This window comes from Cellulomonas shaoxiangyii, assembly GCF_004798685.1.
GTDB classification, from domain to species: Bacteria; Actinomycetota; Actinomycetes; order Actinomycetales; family Cellulomonadaceae; genus Cellulomonas; species Cellulomonas shaoxiangyii.
In genome coordinates, this window is the sequence record NZ_CP039291.1 from 1,818,032 (window position 1) to 1,834,646 (window position 16,615).

General features: G+C 76.9%; 10 protein-coding genes. 4 read left to right on the forward strand and 6 right to left on the reverse strand.

Annotation, left to right across the window (positions count from 1 at the left end):
- The 5 genes from E5225_RS08295 to E5225_RS08315 form a co-directional block, all read right to left on the reverse strand.
- A complete protein-coding gene (locus E5225_RS08295) occupies positions 1 to 2,760 on the reverse strand; it encodes a cation-translocating P-type ATPase (RefSeq protein WP_135971832.1) in 2,760 nt (919 codons plus the stop codon).
- A gap of 104 nt (positions 2,761 to 2,864) precedes the next feature.
- A complete protein-coding gene (locus E5225_RS08300) occupies positions 2,865 to 3,839 on the reverse strand; it encodes a LacI family DNA-binding transcriptional regulator (protein WP_243738010.1) in 975 nt (324 codons plus the stop codon).
- A 257-nt stretch (positions 3,840 to 4,096) separates the two neighbouring features.
- Positions 4,097 to 5,209, reverse strand: a complete 1,113-nt coding sequence (locus tag E5225_RS08305) for a fatty acid desaturase family protein (protein WP_135971834.1) — start codon at positions 5,207 to 5,209, stop codon at positions 4,097 to 4,099.
- Between the two features lie 192 nt (positions 5,210 to 5,401).
- Positions 5,402 to 5,851 carry an ATP-binding protein gene (locus E5225_RS08310; protein ID WP_135971835.1) on the reverse strand — a complete coding sequence of 150 codons (450 nt, stop codon included), beginning with the start codon at positions 5,849 to 5,851 and terminating at the stop codon, positions 5,402 to 5,404.
- Between the two features lie 4 nt (positions 5,852 to 5,855).
- The gene (locus tag E5225_RS08315) at positions 5,856 to 8,675 is read right to left on the reverse strand and encodes a SpoIIE family protein phosphatase (protein ID WP_135971836.1); all 2,820 of its coding nucleotides are present in this window, start codon (positions 8,673 to 8,675) and stop codon (positions 5,856 to 5,858) included.
- A gap of 208 nt (positions 8,676 to 8,883) precedes the next feature.
- On the opposite strand from E5225_RS08315, the gene E5225_RS08320 reads away from it, so the two are divergent.
- The 4 genes from E5225_RS08320 to E5225_RS17510 all read left to right on the forward strand — a co-directional run bounded on the left by E5225_RS08320 (position 8,884) and on the right by E5225_RS17510 (position 14,427).
- Positions 8,884 to 9,777, forward strand: coding sequence for an NAD-dependent epimerase/dehydratase family protein (locus E5225_RS08320; RefSeq protein WP_135971837.1), 894 nt, complete (start codon positions 8,884 to 8,886; stop codon positions 9,775 to 9,777).
- 40 nt (positions 9,778 to 9,817) lie between these two features.
- Entirely contained in the window at positions 9,818 to 12,223 is a 2,406-nt protein-coding gene (locus E5225_RS18125) for a family 43 glycosylhydrolase (protein WP_279633247.1), read from the forward strand.
- 177 nt (positions 12,224 to 12,400) lie between these two features.
- Positions 12,401 to 13,765: a serine/threonine-protein kinase gene (locus E5225_RS08330; protein WP_166436069.1), complete on the forward strand. Its 1,365-nt coding sequence runs from the start codon at positions 12,401 to 12,403 to the stop codon at positions 13,763 to 13,765.
- A complete protein-coding gene (locus tag E5225_RS17510; protein ID WP_167306017.1) occupies positions 13,762 to 14,427 on the forward strand; it encodes a hypothetical protein in 666 nt (221 codons plus the stop codon). Before E5225_RS08330 ends, E5225_RS17510 begins: the two co-directional genes overlap by 4 nt.
- On the opposite strand, the gene E5225_RS08340 is transcribed toward E5225_RS17510, so the two are convergent.
- Positions 14,424 to 16,595 carry a SpoIIE family protein phosphatase gene (locus tag E5225_RS08340; protein ID WP_135972782.1) on the reverse strand — a complete coding sequence of 724 codons (2,172 nt, stop codon included), beginning with the start codon at positions 16,593 to 16,595 and terminating at the stop codon, positions 14,424 to 14,426. The two genes, E5225_RS17510 and E5225_RS08340, sit on opposite strands and share 4 nt — an antisense overlap.
- Between the last annotated feature and the right edge of the window lie 20 nt (positions 16,596 to 16,615).

A 16,615-nucleotide genomic window follows, 5' to 3' on the forward strand; every position in this document is an offset into this window, starting at 1 on the left:
TCAGCGTCGCGCGCGCCGCCCCATCGCCTTGACCGCCTCGGTGAGCAGCAGCACGACCACCGCGCCCGCGGCGGCGAGCCCCCAGTCGCGCAGCCCGATCGGCGCCGACTCGAACCACGTGTGCATGAACGGCGCGTACGTGAACACGAGCTGCAGCACGAGCAGCGCGCCGACCGCCAGCAGGACCGCGCGGTTCCCGACCAGCACGCGCGGCGTCAGGCTCGAGCGGGTGAGGAACCGGCACGACAGCAGGAACGCGATCTGGCCGAGCACGAGGGCGGTGACGGCGCTCGTGCGCGCGACGCCGTCGCCGCCGCCCAGCCGCTGCTCCGCCAGGTAGACGCCGAGGGTGACGCCGCCGATGAACAGGGACGCCGTCACCACCAGCACGAGCGACCCGCGCGACAGCACCGGTTCGCGCGGTGAGCGCGGCGGGCGGTCCATCACGCCGGGCTCGGCGGGCTCGTACGCGAGGGACAGCGAGAGCGTCACCGCGGTCACCAGGTTGACCCACAGGATCTGCACGGGCGTGAGCGGCAGCGCGAGCCCCAGCAGCACGGCGACGAGGATGACGAGCGACTGCGCGCCGTTGGTGGGCAGGAGGAACACGACGGACTTGCGGATGTTGTCGTAGATGCGCCGCCCCTCCTCGACGGCCCGCTCGATGGTGGCGAAGTTGTCGTCCGCGAGGACGATCTCCGCCGCCTCCTTGGTGGCCTCGGTGCCCTTGATGCCCATCGCGATGCCGACGTCGGCGCGCGTCAGCGCCGGGGCGTCGTTCACGCCGTCCCCGGTCATCGCGACGACCTCGCCGTGCGACTGCAGGGCGCGGACGATGCGGATCTTGTGCTCCGGGCTCGTGCGCGCGTAGACGTCGACGTCGCGCACGCGCGTGCGGAGCTGCTCCTGGCTCATCACCTCGAGCTCCGCACCGGTCAGCGCCTGCACGTCGTGCCCGGGCGGGACGATGCCGAGCTCGCGGGCGATCGCCACCGCCGTGCCGGCGTGGTCGCCCGTGATCATCTTCACCGCGATCCCCGCGCGGTGGCACTCGGCGATCGCCGCGACCGCCTCGGGCCGCGGCGGGTCGAGGATGCCGACGACGCCGAGCAGCACGAGGCCCGTGCCGACGTCCGCGAGCCCGAGCGTCGTCGTCGTCGCGTCCGCGGGCCGGTACGCCGCCGCCAGCACGCGCAGGCCACGCGCACCGAGGGCGTTGACGGCCGCCTCCCACCGCGCGCCGTCGAGGGGCGCGGGCCGACCGTCGGGGCCGCGCTGCGCGCTCGCGCGCTCGAGCAGGCGGTCGGGCGCCCCGACGACGTGGACCCGCAGCTCTCCGGAGGGGAGCCGGTCCAACGTCGCGGAGAGCTTGTTGGCGGACTCGAACGGCAGTGCGGCGACGCGCTGCGCACCGGTGGTGTCCGCCCCGGCCTTGAGGGCGAGCGTGCGCAGGGCGCCCTCGGTGGGCTGCCCGACCACGCGCCAGTGCCCGGCGTCGTCCACCGAGACGCGCGCGTCGTTGCACAGCGTCGCGGCCTCCAGCAGCGCGCGCAGGTCGCCGTGCGTGTCGAGCGACGCCGCGGCGCCGTCGAGGGTGAGGCGCCCGACCGGCTCGTAGCCCAGGCCCTCGACGTCGTACGTGCCGTCCGCGGTCACGACCGTGCGCGCGGTCATCTCGTTGCGGGTGAGGGTGCCGGTCTTGTCGGAGCAGATGGTGGTGACCGAGCCGAGCGCCTCGACCGCCGGCAGCCGGCGGGTGATCGCGTTGCGGCGCGCCATCTGCTGCACGCCGAGCGCCAGGGTGACGGTGACGAGAGCCGGGAGGCCCTCGGGCACCGCGGCCACCGCGAAGCCGATGGCCGCCGAGATCAGCTCGGGCGGGTCCCACGCGTGGATCACCCGCCCGACGACGAGCATGACCGCCGCCATGACCAGGATCCCGCGCGACAGCAGCGTCCCGAGCCGGGCCAGCTGGCGCTTGAGCGGCGTCTCGAGGTGGTCGACCTCGGCGACGAGGGCCTGGATACGGCCGATCTCGGTGGCCGCTCCCGTCGCGGTGACCACGGCGACCCCGGTGCCCCCGGCCACGATCGTCCCCGAGAACAGCATGCTCGCGCGGTCGCCGACGCCCGCGTCGGCCCCCACGGGGGCGACCTCCTTCGCGGCCGGCACGGACTCGCCCGTCAGCGCGGACTCGTCGACCTGCAGACCGGTCGCCTCCAGGAGCCGTGCGTCGGCGGGCACCTTGTCGCCCGAGCGGACCCGCACGACGTCACCCGGCACCAGCTCGTCGGCCTCCACCGCGGACCACTCACCGTCCCGTAGCGCCGTCGCCTCGAGCGACAGCATCGTGCGGATCCCGTCGAGCGCGCGTTCCGCCTGCCCCTCCTGCACGAGGCCGACGACCGCGTTGGCGACCGCCACGACGAGGATGACGGTGAAGTCGACCCAGTCCCCGAGGAACGCCTTGAGCACGGCCGCGGCGAGCAGGATGTAGATGAGGACGTCGTCGAAGTGCCGCAGGAACCGCACGACCGCGTGCTCCCGCGGCGCGGTGGGCAGGCGGTTCGGGCCGTACCGCTCCAGCCGGCGCGCCGCCTCGTCCGCGTGCAGCCCGCCGCGGCCGGCGGCCAGCGCACGCAGGACCGCGGCCGGGTCGTCGGCCCACGGGTGCGGGACCTCCCGGGCCGGCGCCGCGGTGCGCCCGGGTACCGTGCCGCCGTCCGACGCTGCCCTGTCGTCGGGTGGGGTCGCCGTCATCTCGTCACCTCGGTGCTCGCGAGTGCGTCCGTCCAGCGTCGCACCCGTGCGCGCCCCTGTCGTGGGCCGGGGTCAGGCCCGGGGCCCGGCGCCCGGGCCCGCGGTCAGGTGCTGGCGCGCACGACGAGGTGGATCGACGGCTCGTCGTCCGGCTCGGGCAGCCCGAGCGACGGCTGCACCCGGTTGAGCACGTGCCGTGCCAGGCTGGCGCCGACGTCGGCCGTCTGCACGTCGACCGTCGTGAGGGCCGGTGCCGCCAGGCGCGCGAGCGGTGCGTCGTCCACGCCCACGACCGCGAGGTCACGCGGCGCGCTGAGCCCGGCGGCACGCAGGCCGGCGAGCACCGCGAGGGCGACCTCGTCGTCGTACGCGCACACGCCGGTGACCGGGTCGGGCCGCTCCCGCAGCCGGCGCACCGCGCGCTCGGCGGCGTCGGGGTACAACGGCACGTCGACCGTGACGGGCTCCGGGAGGCCGCGCTCGGCGCACACCTCGTGCACGCCGGCGGCACGTCCCCGCGCCAGCGCGGTGGCGCGGGGGTCGGCCGCCGCCGCGTAGCCCAGGCGGGTGTGCCCGCGGGCGACGAGGTGCTCGGCCTGCAGCCGCCCGATCGTCCGCTGCGGCACGCGGACGAGATGGCCGTCGACGCCGTCGAGGGAGACCCCCACGACGGGGACGCCGCGCGCCGCCTCGGCGGTGACCTCGGCGAAGGTGAAGGCCCCGAGGTCGACGACGGCGACGGGCGTGAGCGAGGCGATCATCTGGGACAGGTCGCGGCCGTCGCGCCGCTGGTACACGTCCGCGTAGCCGTACGGCCGCAGGGTCGCACCGAGCACGCCCATGATGGCGACCGCCGCAGGGCTCACCGGCATGTCGGCGAGCACGACCAGCACCGTGTCGGTCCGACCGGCCCGCAGGGCGCGCGCCGCGGCCGACGGGGTGTACGCGAGGGCGGCCGCCGCCTCCTGCACGCGCGCACGCGTGGCCGCGCTGATGGTCTGACCCGGGGTGTCGTTGAGGACGTAGCTGACGGTGCTCTGCGAGACGCCCGCCCGCCGCGCGACGTCGCGCGAGGTCACACGCGGCTCCGGCATCGGTGCCCCCGCTCTCGTGCGACGGCCCGCTGCCCGAGCCGCGGTCCACTATGTCACGGTCCGCGCGGATCCCGGGCGCGCGGAGGTCCCGCCCGAGCAGCGCGACGCCCCGTCACCCACCGGCGGCGCGGCGGGCGGGGCTGCGGCGCCGTGGGTGCGGGGCCCGGACGAGCGCGTGGCGGGCGCGTCCCGGGGACGCGCCCGCCACGGGCACGGGTTGCGACGGGCTCAGCCCGTGCCGCTCAGCGCGCGACGCGCATCTCCGCGACGAGCGGGCACTGGAAGGGGTCGCGCGCGGCGAGGCCGACCTCGTTCAGGTAGCGCACGACGATCCCGTACGAGCGCGTCAGCGTCGTCTCGGTGTAGGCGATGCCGCGCTCGGCGCAGAACTGCTTGACGATCGGGCGCACCTCGCGCAGGGCGGGGCTCGGCATGCTCGGGAACAGGTGGTGCTCGACCTGGTGGTTGAGCCCGCCCATGAACACGTCGACCCAGCGGCCGCCCGTGATGTTGCGGCTCAGCAGGACCTGCCGGCGCAGGAAGTCGATCTTCATCGACTCGGGGACCACCGGCATGCCCTTGTGGTTCGGTGCGAAGGACGCGCCCATGTAGACGCCGAAGAGCCCGAGCTGCACGCCGAGGAACGCGAACGCCATGCCGACGGGCAGCACCCAGAACACGAGCGCGAGGTACCCGCCGAGGCGCAGCGTCACGAACGCGATCTCGACCCCGCGGCGCTTGACCGGGGCGCGGCCGAAGATCGTCTTGATGCCGGAGGCGTGCAGGTTGATGCCCTCGAGCAGCAGCAGGGGGAAGAAGAACCAGCCCTGGCGCTTGGCGAACCACGCGGCGGCGCCCGTGCGCGTCTTCGTCAGGTTGTCCGTCGTGAAGACGAGGACGCCGGGCTCGATGTCGGTGTCGGTGCCGACCGTGTTCGGCTTGGCGTGGTGCCGGCTGTGCTTGTGGTTCCACCACCCGTAGCTCATGCCGGCGTACAGGTTCGCCATGACGAGGCTCGCCCAGTCGTTCCACTTGCCGGACTTGAAGATCTGCCGGTGCGCGGCGTCGTGCCCGAGGAACATGACCTGCCCGAGCACGACGGCCAGTGCCGCCGCGACGACCAGCTGCCACCACGTCGGCCCCAGCAGCACGAACACCGTCATCAGGCCCACGAGGAGCAGGGTCAGCACCACGAACCGCGTCCAGTAGTAGGCGTAGCGCCGGCGCATCAGGCCTGCCTCCTGGACCATCCGCGTCAGCTCGGTGAAGTCGCTGACGTGCCGGTCCCGCCGCGGGCGCGTGCGCTCGGCCTCCCCGCCGGAGCGATCGGGCGCGACGTCGTGGGTGGTGGTCATCTGGTCTCCTTCGACGATCAGGTGGTGCAGCGCGACGCTGTGCGCGCGCCGATCCTTGCAGACCAGGGGGCACGACGCCCGCTCCGGCGCCCCGTGGGTCGCCCGACCCGCCGGAAGACGGTGCGCGTGGTGCGCTGGGTGCGCCCGGCCAGGGCACGGGTGGGACCGGCGCACCCGCGACGGGCGCGGCCGTCAGCGCTGCGCGACCACGGCCCAGACGTGCTTCGTCGTGCGCGTCCGGTACCAGCCGACCTCGTCGGCGACGCGGCGGGCGATCAGCAGGCCGAACCCACCCTCACCGGGGGCCCGCGGCCCGGCCACGACGGGCCGGGTGGCCGTGTCGTGGTCGGCGACGTCCAGGACGATCGCCGCGCCGTCGGTGCTCAGGTCGACGAGCGCGGGCGCGTGACCGTGCCGCAGCGCGTTGGTGGTGAGCTCCGAGACGAGGAGCGCGACCAGGTCCGCCGCGGGCGGGGGGGTGTGCCCCCGCCCCGCGTGCGCGACGACGGCCGCGTGCACCGCCCGGCGCAGCCGGGTCAGACCGGCGAGGTCGTCCACCTGCCAGTGCCCCAGCCGGTGCGGGCCGCGCGGCGGGCGGCTGCTGGGCAGGTCGTGGTCGTGGCCGTCGCGTCGGTCCGCCATCGGGTCACCGCCCCGCCGGCGTCGGGCCGCCCCGCTGAGGGTCCACCGGGTCCACCGGGTCCACCGCGGGCACCGGCGCGTCCGGGAGGAACGGCGACGCGTCGGCGGCCAGGTCGGCGGGCGTGCGGCTCGGTCCCGCCTCGGCCGGACGAGGCTCGTCCTCGGGGTGGGCACGCACCGCGAGCAGCGCGACGTCGTCGTCGCTGCCCGACGCGAGGTCGGCGATCAGGCGGTCGCAGAGCTCCTCGAGCGGGAGGTCCGCGAGCGCCTCCGCCGCCGTGCGCAGCCGTTCGAGGCCGACGGTCAGCGGCTCGCCCCGGCGCTCGACGAGCCCGTCCGTGTAGAGCAGCACCGTCGAGCCGGGCCGCACGACGACCGTGTGGTCGTGGCGGTCGTTGTGGGGACGCAGTCCGAGGAGCATGTCGGCGGGCCGGGCGAGCAGCTCGGCGTGCCCCTCGGGGTGCAGCAGCAGCGGCGGCAGGTGACCGGCGTTGGACCAGCGCAGCAGGCGGAAGCCCTGCTCGGCGAGGTCGGCGGGCTGCTCGACCTTCGCGAGGATGCCGGTGCTGAGGGCGCCGACGGCCAGGTCGTGGATCGCCCAGTCCAGCGACGCGAGGATGTGTGCGGGCGGCTTCACGACGGCGTGCGCGCCCCCGCGCAGGACGTTGCGCACCTGCGCCATGGCGACGGCGGCGCGCAGGTCGTGGCCCGTGACGTCGCCGATGACCAGGCACGTGCTGCCGTCGCGGACGACGAAGGCGTCGTACCAGTCGCCGCCGATCTGCGCGCCCGTCGCTGCCGGGACGTAGCGGGCCACGAGGTGCAGGTGGTCGGGCTCCGGGAGCTCGGTGAGCAGGCTGCGCTGCAGCTCCTCGGCCAGGTCGCGGCGCGCCGCGTGCAGGTGGGCGTTGTCCAGGGCGAGGCCGATCTGCGCCATCACGTCGCGCAGCGCGGTCAGGTCGGCGTCGGTGAAGGCCCCGCGGCCGACCGAGCGACCGAGGGTCAGCAGCCCGCGCGTGCGGCCGCGGCCCCGCAGCGGCATGACGACCATCGCGTCGGGCGCGAGCGCCGTGAGCAGCTCGTGCGCCGGCCCGTCCTCGACCAGGTCGCCGGGGCTCGGCAGGCCGGTGCGCAGCGCCTGCGCACCCCCGGCGAGCACCTGCGCGACCATCGACGACCGGGTCAGGGCGGGCACGCGCACCGCCCGGTACTCCTCGAGCACCGGCTGCATCGCGGGGTCGGCGTGCAGCGCCGCGACGTCGTGCAGGCGCTGCTGCCAGCCGGCGTGCCCCTCGTCCAGCAGGCTCGCCACCGCGAAGTCCGCGACGGCCGGCACGAGGTGGGGGAGCACGCCCCGCAACGCCTCGACCGGGTCGAGGATCTCGACCAGCCCCGCCGCGACCGCGGCCAGCAGCTCGGAGCGCTCGCGTGCCTCCTGCGCCGCGTCGAGCGCATGCCGGCGCGCGGTCACGTCGGTGAAGTACGCCGCGACGCCGCCGTGCTCGGGCACGGCGCGCACCTCGTACCACCCGTCGAGCGGCGCCGGGTAGTAGGCGTCGAACACGGCCGGCGCCCCGGTCCGCGCCACGGTCCGGTAGCCCTCCTCGAACTCCGTGCCCACCGCCGCGGGGAACAGGTCCCACAGGACGCCGCCGAGCAGGTGCTCCCGCGTCCTGCCGAGGATCCGCTCGGCCTCGGCGTTGACGTAGCCGATCCGCCAGTCGGGGTCGAGCCAGTAGTACCCCACCGTCATGTCCTCGAGGACGCGCCCCACCCGCTCCTCGCCCGTGCGCAGCGCGGTCGTGTCGGTGGCGACCCCGATGACCTGCTCCGCAGTCCCCGCCGCGCCGGCGAGGGCGCGCCCGCGGGCGCTGAGCCAGCGCGTGGAGCCGTCCGGCCGCACGACGCGGAACTCCGCCTCGTACACCCCGCACGTGGCGATCGCCGCGTCCAGCGCGGCCGTCACGTGCGCGCGGTCCTCGCGGTGCACACGCGCGCGGAAGGCGTCGATCGTGCCGCCGAACGAGTCCGCGTCGTAGGCGAACACCTCGAGCAGCGACGCGTCCCAGTGCAGCGCACCCGTCGCGAGGTCCCACTGGAACGTGCCCAGGCCCGCGGCCTGCGCGGCCGCGTCGAGCAGCGCGAGACGGTCCACGCGCGCGTACTCGCGGTCGAGCGCGTGGACCTCGAGCTGCGCGGCCGCCGCGGCGGCGAGGTGCTCGAGCGTCGCGACGTCCTGCGGCGTCCAGCGGCGGGCGTGCGGCTGGTGGACGCACATCGCCCCGACGACGCGGCGGTCGTCGCCGCGCAGGGGCACGCCCAGGTAGGCCCCGAGGCGCCCGCCCGCGACGGCGGCGGAGCCCGCGAGCCGTGGGTCGCCGGCGGCGTCGTCCACGACGACGCGCTCGCCCGCGGCGCCGACCCGGGCGCAGAGGGAGTCCACGAGGCTCGTGCGGGTGCCGACCGGCCCGGGCAGCGGGTCGACGCCCCCGACGACGACGCGCTCGTCGGTGAGCAGCGACAGCTCCGCCGACGGCGTGCCCAGCAGCTGCCCGGCGAGCTCGACGAGCGCCTGCAGCGTGCCGCCCCCCGACGCCTCCGCACGCAGGAGCCGTCGTGCGGCGGCCGTGCGCGCCACGTCGTCGGTGAGGGACCGCGCCGCCGCTCCGCCGTCCGCCGCGGCGCGCTCCCGGGGCGTGGCCCCGCCGCGCCGCGGGGTACGGCCCGCCGGGGTGGCGGCCGCACCGCCCGTCGGTTCCTCGACCAGGTCGTCGGACCGGTCGGCGGCCGACACGTCGCGCGCTCCGGGCACGGGCTCCTGCATGGGTGTGCCTCCTCCACCGGGCGTCGCGGTCGGGCCGTCGGTCGACGTCCCGGGCCGGCGCCGGTCGGGTGGACCGGCGGCCGTCGCACATCATCTCGCGCCGCGAGCGCCCCGCGCGCCCGGGGGCGGCGGCCGGCCGTGCCGACCGACGGGCCGGGGACGCCGCGGCGGGTCGCCGGCGGCGCCTGCCGGGACGATGATGCGGCACATGCGCATCGCCGTCACCGGGGGATCCGGGAAGCTGGGCAGGACCGTCGTCGCCACGCTGCGGGAGGCAGGGCACGCCGTCACCAACCTCGACGTCGTTGGGGAGCGGGGCCCCGGCTTCGTCCGCGTCGACCTCACCGACCACGGGCAGGCGCTGGACGCGCTCGCGGGCGTGGACGACCAGCACGGCGGCCTCGACGCCGTCGTGCACCTCGCGGCGGTCCCCGCGCCGGGCATGCTGCCCGACGCCGAGACGTTCCGCGTCAACGTCCTGTCCACGTACCACGTGCTGCAGGCCGCCCGCCGGCTCGGCATCCGCACGGTCGTGCAGGCGTCGAGCGAGACCGTCCTGGGCCTGCCCTTCGACACGCCGCCGCCGTACGTCCCCGTGGACGAGGACTACCCGGGGCGGCCCGAGACGGCGTACTCCCTCAGCAAGCACCTGGGCGAGACGATGGCCGAGCAGATGACCCGCTGGGACCCGGCGCTGCGGGTCGTGTCGTTGCGGTTCTCCAACGTCATGGACCCCGAGGACTACGCGCAGTTCCCGTCCTTCGACGCGGACGCGGCCGGGCGCCGCTGGAACCTGTGGGGCTACATCGACGGGCGAGACGGCGCCACGGCCGTGCTGCGGGCGCTCGAGGGCCGGGCACCCGGGCACCACGTGTACGTCATCGCGTCGCCCGACACCGTCATGTCGCGCCCCAACGCCGAGCTGCTGGCGGAGCAGTTCCCCGACGTGCCCGTCCGCGGCGACGTCGGCACGCACGACACGCTGCTGTCCATCGACAAGGCGCGTCGCGAGCTCGGCTGGGAGCCCCGGCACACGTGGCGCGACGAGATCGGCGGGACGAGCGGCGACCAGGGGGTGGCGTCCGGCCCCGCGGAGGCGTAGAGAGGGGGCACCACCTCCCGTCGAAGGGCAGGTCGCTGCGATGGAGCAGAGCCGACGTCCCCCGCTGCGGCGGGCCGCTGTGGCGGCCCTCGTCCTGGGCCTCGTGGCGGCCGCCCCGCCCGGCGGGGCCGCAGCCGACCGGGGCCCCGGCTCCGGACCGCCCACCGGCGCGACGACGTACACGAACCCCGTCAGCGCGGGCGCCGCCGACACGTACGCCGACCCCGCGGTGGTCCGGGGCCAGGACGGCTGGTGGTACGCGTACGGCACGACCGACCCCCTGCGCGAGGGTGAGGGCGCGCGCCACCTGCTGCCGATCTCCCGCTCCCGGGACCTCGTCTCGTGGGAGCACGTCGGCGACGCCTTCACGGAGGACACCCTGCCGGCGTGGGCGGACGCCGACCCGGCCCGGCCCGCCGCGCTGTGGGCGCCCGACGTGCGGTACGTCGACGGCGAGTACCGCCTCTACTACGTCGTCACGCAGACCACCACGACGCCGGGAGCGGACGACAGCGCCATCGGCGTCGCGACCGCCCCCACCCCGACCGGTCCGTGGACCGACGCGGGCGACCCGGTCGTCGACCCGCGACCCGGCGGGGGCGGCCCGGACGACTTCCGGTGGACCTACGACCCGCACCACGTCGTCGCCCGCGACGGCACGCAGCACCTGTTCTACGGCTCCTACTACGGGGGCGTCTGGGTCACCCCGCTGGACGCGACCGGGACGGAGGCCGTCGGCGAGCCCGTGCAGGTCGCGGTCGACAACAAGTACGAGGGCGCGTACGTCGTGCACCGCGACGGGTACTGGTACCTGTTCGCCTCGTCGGCCAACTGCTGCGCGGGCCCCACGACGGGGTACGCCGTGCACGTGGGCCGCTCGCAGTCCCTGACCGGGCCTTACGTCGACCGCGAGGGCGTCCCGCTGCTGGCCTCGCGCGCCGGCGGCACGCCCGTGCTCGCACCCAACGGCAACCGCTGGGTCGGCACGGGCCACAACGCCGTGGTCACCGACCTCGCCGGGCAGGACTGGATCGTCTACCACTCCATCGACCGCACCGACCCCTACCTGGACGGCACGGACGGCATCAACGAGCGGCCCATGCTGCTCGACCGGCTCGACTGGGTCGACGGGTGGCCCGTCGTGCGCGCGGGCGACGGCGCGTCGGAGGGACGGCAGCCCGGCCCCACGACCGGCGGGCGTGCGGTCACCGGGTTCGAGCGGGGCATCCGCGACCCGTGGCAGGGGGACGCCTGGCGGTGGCGCGCCGAGGACCCGCAGGGTGGCGCGCACGTCGTCGCGCGGCGCCCCGGGGGGCTGCTCACCCGGCACCCGCTCGTGGGACCGGTACGGGTCGAGGCCGACGTGCGGCTCGACCCCGGCGCCGCGGGCGGGATCGCCGCCGGTGCAGGCCGCGGCGGGGGCGGTGGGCAGGGCCGGCGGCACGACGACGTCCTCGCCGGCGCCGGGACCGCGGGCGCCGGCGCCGGGCGCGGGCACGGCGGGTCCGCCGGCGATGCCGTCACCGCGGTGCTCGACCCCGCCGCGGGCGTCCTGCGGGTGCGGGCGCAGGGCACCGAGGCGACGGCACCGCTGCCCGTGGGCGTCGACTGGGGGACGTGGCACGCCGTCGTCCTCGAGGTCGACGGGCGCGCGGTCCGCGCCGAGGTCAGCCACGCCCGCCTCGGCGACCCGCTGGCCGTCGCCGCCCTCGAGCTGCCGCGGCGCGTGCGGGCCGGCGCGGCGGGCGCCGTCGCCCGCACGCCCGGCGTGCACGTCGACGACCTCAGCGCCGTCCCGCTCGCGCCGGCCCCGCCGGCCCCGCGCCCGCTGCCCACGGCCGGCACGCTCGTCGAGGACGTCACGTTCGACGACGGCACCGGCCCCGGGTGGACCGCGGTCCGGGACCCGCAGGTCACGACGGACGGCGGCGACCTGGTCTGGCCGGTCGAGCAGGCCGACCTCGTCGGCCCGGGCGGCACCGCCGGCCTCCTGCTGCGCGACGTGCCCGCGGGCGACTGGACCGCGGAGACGGTCGTGCGGCTCGACGTCGGCGAGGACGACGTGCGCAACTACCAGCAGGCCGGTCTCGTCGTGCACGCCCACGACGACCTCTTCGCACGCCTCTCCCACGTCGCCATCTGGAACACGCGTCAGACGGAGCACGGCTACGAGACGCCGTACGCGGGGCGCACGCAGTACGGCGGCACGATCGTCGGGCCTCCCGGTGACCGGACGTGGCTGCGCCTCGTGCACCGCACCGACGCCGGCGGGGAGCGCGAGGTCCAGGCCCTGACGAGCACCGACGGCGCGCGCTGGGTCGCCGGCGGCGTGTGGACCTTCCCGGCCGGCACGGGCCTGCGCGTCGGTCTCGCCGCGCACGGCTGGAACGGCACCGACCCGCGGGCCGTCGCGCGCTTCGAGCACCTGCGCGTCTGGCGGGACTGACGCCCGACCGGTCGGCGCGCGGGCGTGCCGTGGCCCGTGCGACGCCGCACCTGCCGCCGCACGGGGGAGTGCCGGCGCTCCGGCGTGCCCCACGCCCGTGCGTGACCTACCGTCACAGGAATGCGGGACGGTGCATCAGGTCGACCGCGGACGCCGCCGGCCGCCGGCGACGCCGACGTGCCTGTCGTCCTCGGCCACCGCTACCGCCTGCAGGAGGTCATCGGCCGCGGGGGCTCCGGCACCGTGCACCGCGCGCAGGACGAGCTGCTGGGCCGCGAGGTCGCCGTCAAGGTCCTGCCCGCCGTCCCCCGCGGCAGCGACGAGCTCGCGCGCCACGAGGCCGAGATCGCCGTCCTGGCGCGGCTGCGCCACCACGGGCTGGTCCGCCTGTTCGACGCCGACTCCGTGCCCTACGGCGGCGACCTCGTCCAGGCGTACCTCGTCATGGAGATCGTCCGCGGGCCCAGCCTCGCCGAGCGGTTCCGCGACGGGCCGCTCACGGTGCGGCAGACGGCCGCCGTCGGCCGCGCCGCGGCCGACGCGCTCGCGGTCGTCCACGCGCAGGGCATCGTGCACCGTGACATCAAGCCCGGCAACGTGCTGCTTGTCGACGCGCACTGCCTCGACGAGCCCGACGACGTGCACGAGTGGCTGCCCGCGCGGCTCGTCGACTTCGGCATCGCACGGCTGTCGGCCGCGACCCGGCTCACGCAGACCGGCACGGTGCTCGGCACCGTCGCCTACCTGAGCCCCGAGCAGGCCCTGGGCGGCGAGATCGGCGCCCCGGCGGACGTGTACTCGCTCGGCCTCGTGCTGCTCGAGGCCGTCACCGGGCGCCGCGCCTTCACCGGGACGACCGCCGAGGTCGCGGCAGCGCGCGTGATGCGCGACCCCGACGTGCCGGCGGACCTGGACCCGCGCCTGCACGCGCTGCTGCAGGCGATGACGACGCGCCGCGCCGAGGACCGCCCCGCGGCCGCGGACGTCGCGCACGAGCTGCTCGACCTGCTCGAGGGCGTGCCGTGGGAGGAGCCCACGCGAGCGTTCCCGGCGGCGGCCGCACCGGCACCGGGGAGCGCGGGAGGGGACGGCGCAGCACAGCACGGCCCGGCACCGGCGAGCGCCACCGACGACGCACCGACCGTCCCGGCACCTGCGGTCGTGCCGGTGGCAGAGCCGGGGGCGGCCCGGACCCCGGCCGAGCTGCGCGCCGCCGAGGCGCTCGCGGAGTGGGAGGCCACGACGACGGCGTCCGCCGACGCGCCGGGAGGGGCCCCGACCGGTCCCTCGGGGGCGACGGGAACCGGTTCGGCGGGCCCGGTCACCCCCCTGCCCGGCACGGTGGGACCCGACCGGCGGCCCCACGGGCGGCATCGCGCCGCGGTCGCCGTCGCCGCGGTCCTGACGCTCGCGGCCACGGGGGCGGCGATGCAGGGCGTCCGGGGGAGCGGGGCGCCGCCGGACGCGCCCGCCGACTACCCCGCGGTCGACGGCGCGCTCGGCGATGCGCTGACCCGGCTCCAGCGGAGCGTGACGCCGTGAGCCCGCGAGGCGCCCGTGGCGCGCTCGCGGCGGCCGTGACCGTGCTGGTCCTCGCCGGCTGCGCACCCGCCGACCTGGAGGCGACGCGCGCACAGCTGCTCCAGGACGACGTCCGTGCCGTCACGCAGGCAGCCTCGGAGGGGCGGCTCGACGCCGCCGCGGTCCTGCTCCAGCAGCTGCGCGTCGCGGTCGACGACGCGCGCGACGACGGTGACGTCTCGGCGGCCAGGTACACCGAGGTGAGCGCCGCGCTGGACGCCGTCGCGGCGCAGCTCGACGCCGACCTCGCAGCGCAGGCCGCGGCGGCGGAGGCCGAGGCGGCCGCCGTGCGGCAGGCCGCGGTCGACGCGGCCGTCGCCGAGGTGACGGCGCGGGAGGCCGCCGCCCGCGAGGCCGCGGCCCGCGAGGCCGCGGCGCGGGAGGCGGCGGCCCGTGAGGCGGCCGCCCAGGAGGCCGCGGCGCGCGAGGCGGCCGGGCCCGCGGACACGCCGCCCGGGGCGCGCGAGGCCCCCGGCGCGCCGGCGGAGCACGTCGAGGACCTGGAGAAGGCGGCCCAGAAGGCGGCCGAGAAGCTCCGCGACGCTGCTGAGAAGGCCGCCGAGAAGGCGCGCGAGGCCGGGCGGGGCGGCCCGAAGGGCGACGGCGCGAAGGGCGACGGCTAGGGGGACGGCGCGCGGTGACCGGCCGTCAGGACGGTGTCGCCGCTGCCGACCCCCTCCGGACGTCGCCGGCCCTCGGGGTGTGCACGGACCGCGAGCAGCGCCACGTCGTCGTCGCTGCCGGTCGCGAGGTCGTCCACGAGGCGGTCGCACAGCTCGCCCAGCGGGAGCGCGGCGAGGCCCTCCACGTGGACGCGCAGCCGCTCGAGCCCGGCGCTCAGGCGCTCGCCACGCCGCTCGACCAGGCCGTCGGTGTAGAGCAGGACCGTCGCGCCGGGCGGCAGGACGAGTGCGTGGTCACGCCGCTCGGTGTGGGCGCGCAGGCCGAGCAGCAGGTCGGACGGCCGGCGGAGCAGCTCGGCGCGCCCGTCCGGGTGCAGCAGCAGCGGCGGCAGGTGGCCGGCGTTCGCCCAGCGCAGCAGGCGCAGGCCCTGCGCGGCGAGGTCCGGGGGGTGCTCCACCTTCGCGAGCACGGCCGTGCTCATCGCGCCGACCGCGAGGTCGTGCATCGCCCAGTCCAGCGCCGAGAGGATCGAGGCGGGCGGCTGGACGACCGCGTGCGCCCCGCCGCGCAGCACGTTGCGGATCTGCGCCATCGAGACGGCCGCGCGCAGGTCGTGGCCGGTGACGTCACCGATGACGAGGCACGTGCCGCCGTCGCGGACGAGGAACGCGTCGTACCAGTCCCCGCCGATCTGCGCCGCCGTCGCCGCCGGCAGGTACCGGGCGGCCAGCTCGAGCTGGTCGGGCTCCGGCAGCTCGGTGAGGAGGCTGCGCTGGAGCTCCTCGGCGAGGTCGCGCCGCGCCGCGTGCAGGTGGGCGTTGTCCAGGGCGAGGCCGATCTGCGCCATCACCTCACGCAGCGACCGCAGCTCCGCACCCGTGAACTCGCCGCGCGCCTCGCCCCGGCCGAGCGTCAGGAGCCCACGCACGTGGCCGCGGCCCCGCAGGGGCACGACGACGCGCGCGTGCGGCGCGAGGCGCACGAGCGCGTCCTGCGCGGGACCCCCCTCGGACACCTCGCCCGCGACGGGCACACCGGTGGCGAGGACGCGGCGCCCGCCCGCGAGCGCCTGCGCGACGAGGGAGCTGCGCGTGAGCGCCGCGACGCGGGTGGCCCGGTACTCCTCGAGGACCGGCTGCATGGCGGGGTCGGCGTGGAGGGCGGCCACGTCGTGCAGCCGCTGCTGCCACGAGCCGTGCCCCTCGTCGAGCACGCTCGCGATGGCGAAGTCGGCGACGGACGGCACGAGGTGCGGCAGCACGGCCTCCAGGGCGGCCACGGGGTCGAGGATCTCCACGAGCGCTCCCGCGACGGACGCGACGAGCTGGGAGCGGGTGCGCGCCTGCTGCGCGACGTCGAGCGCGCGGCGCCGGTCGGTCACGTCGGTGAAGTACGCGGCGACGCCGCCGCGCTCCGGGACCGCGCGCACCTCGAACCACGTCTCGAGGGGCGCCGGGTACCAGGCGTCGAAGACGGCGGGCGCCCCCGTGCGTGCCACGCGCCGGTACTCGCGCTCGAACGCCGTGCCGACGACGCCGGGGAACAGCTCCCACATCACGCGGCCCAGCAGGCGCCCACGGCGCACGCCGAAGATCCGTTCCGCCTCGCCGTTGACGTACCCGAAGCGCCAGTCCGCGTCGAGCCAGCAGTACCCGACCGTCATGTCCTCGAGCACCTGGTGCACCCGCTCGTCGCCGGCGCGCAGGGCCGTCGTGTCGGCCGTCACCCCGACGACGTGGTCGGCCGTGCCGTCGGGGCCCGGCACCGCGCGCCCGCGCACCACGAGCCAGCGCGTCGTCCCGTCGGGGCGGTGCACCCGGAACTCGGCCTCGTACGCGCCGCACACGCCGACGGCGTCGCGCAGCGCCTGGCGCAGGTCGGGGAGGTCATCCGGGTCGATCCGGGCCTCCAGCGCCGCCATCGTCCCCGCGAAGGTGTCGGCGGCGTGGCCGAACGCCTCCAGCAGGCCCGCGTCCCAGTGCAGGCGGCGCGTGCCCAGGTCCCAGCGGAACGTCCCGAGGCCGGCCGCGTGCGCGGCGACGTCCAGGAGCGCGAGCCGCTCGGCGGCGGCGAGGGGCGACTCGGCCCCGTTCGCCTCGACCGGTGGCCCGTGGCCCGGCCCGGCGGGGCTCCGCACGCCGTCCTCGGTCACGGCACGCTCGTGCATCGACGCCCCCTCGCGGCCGG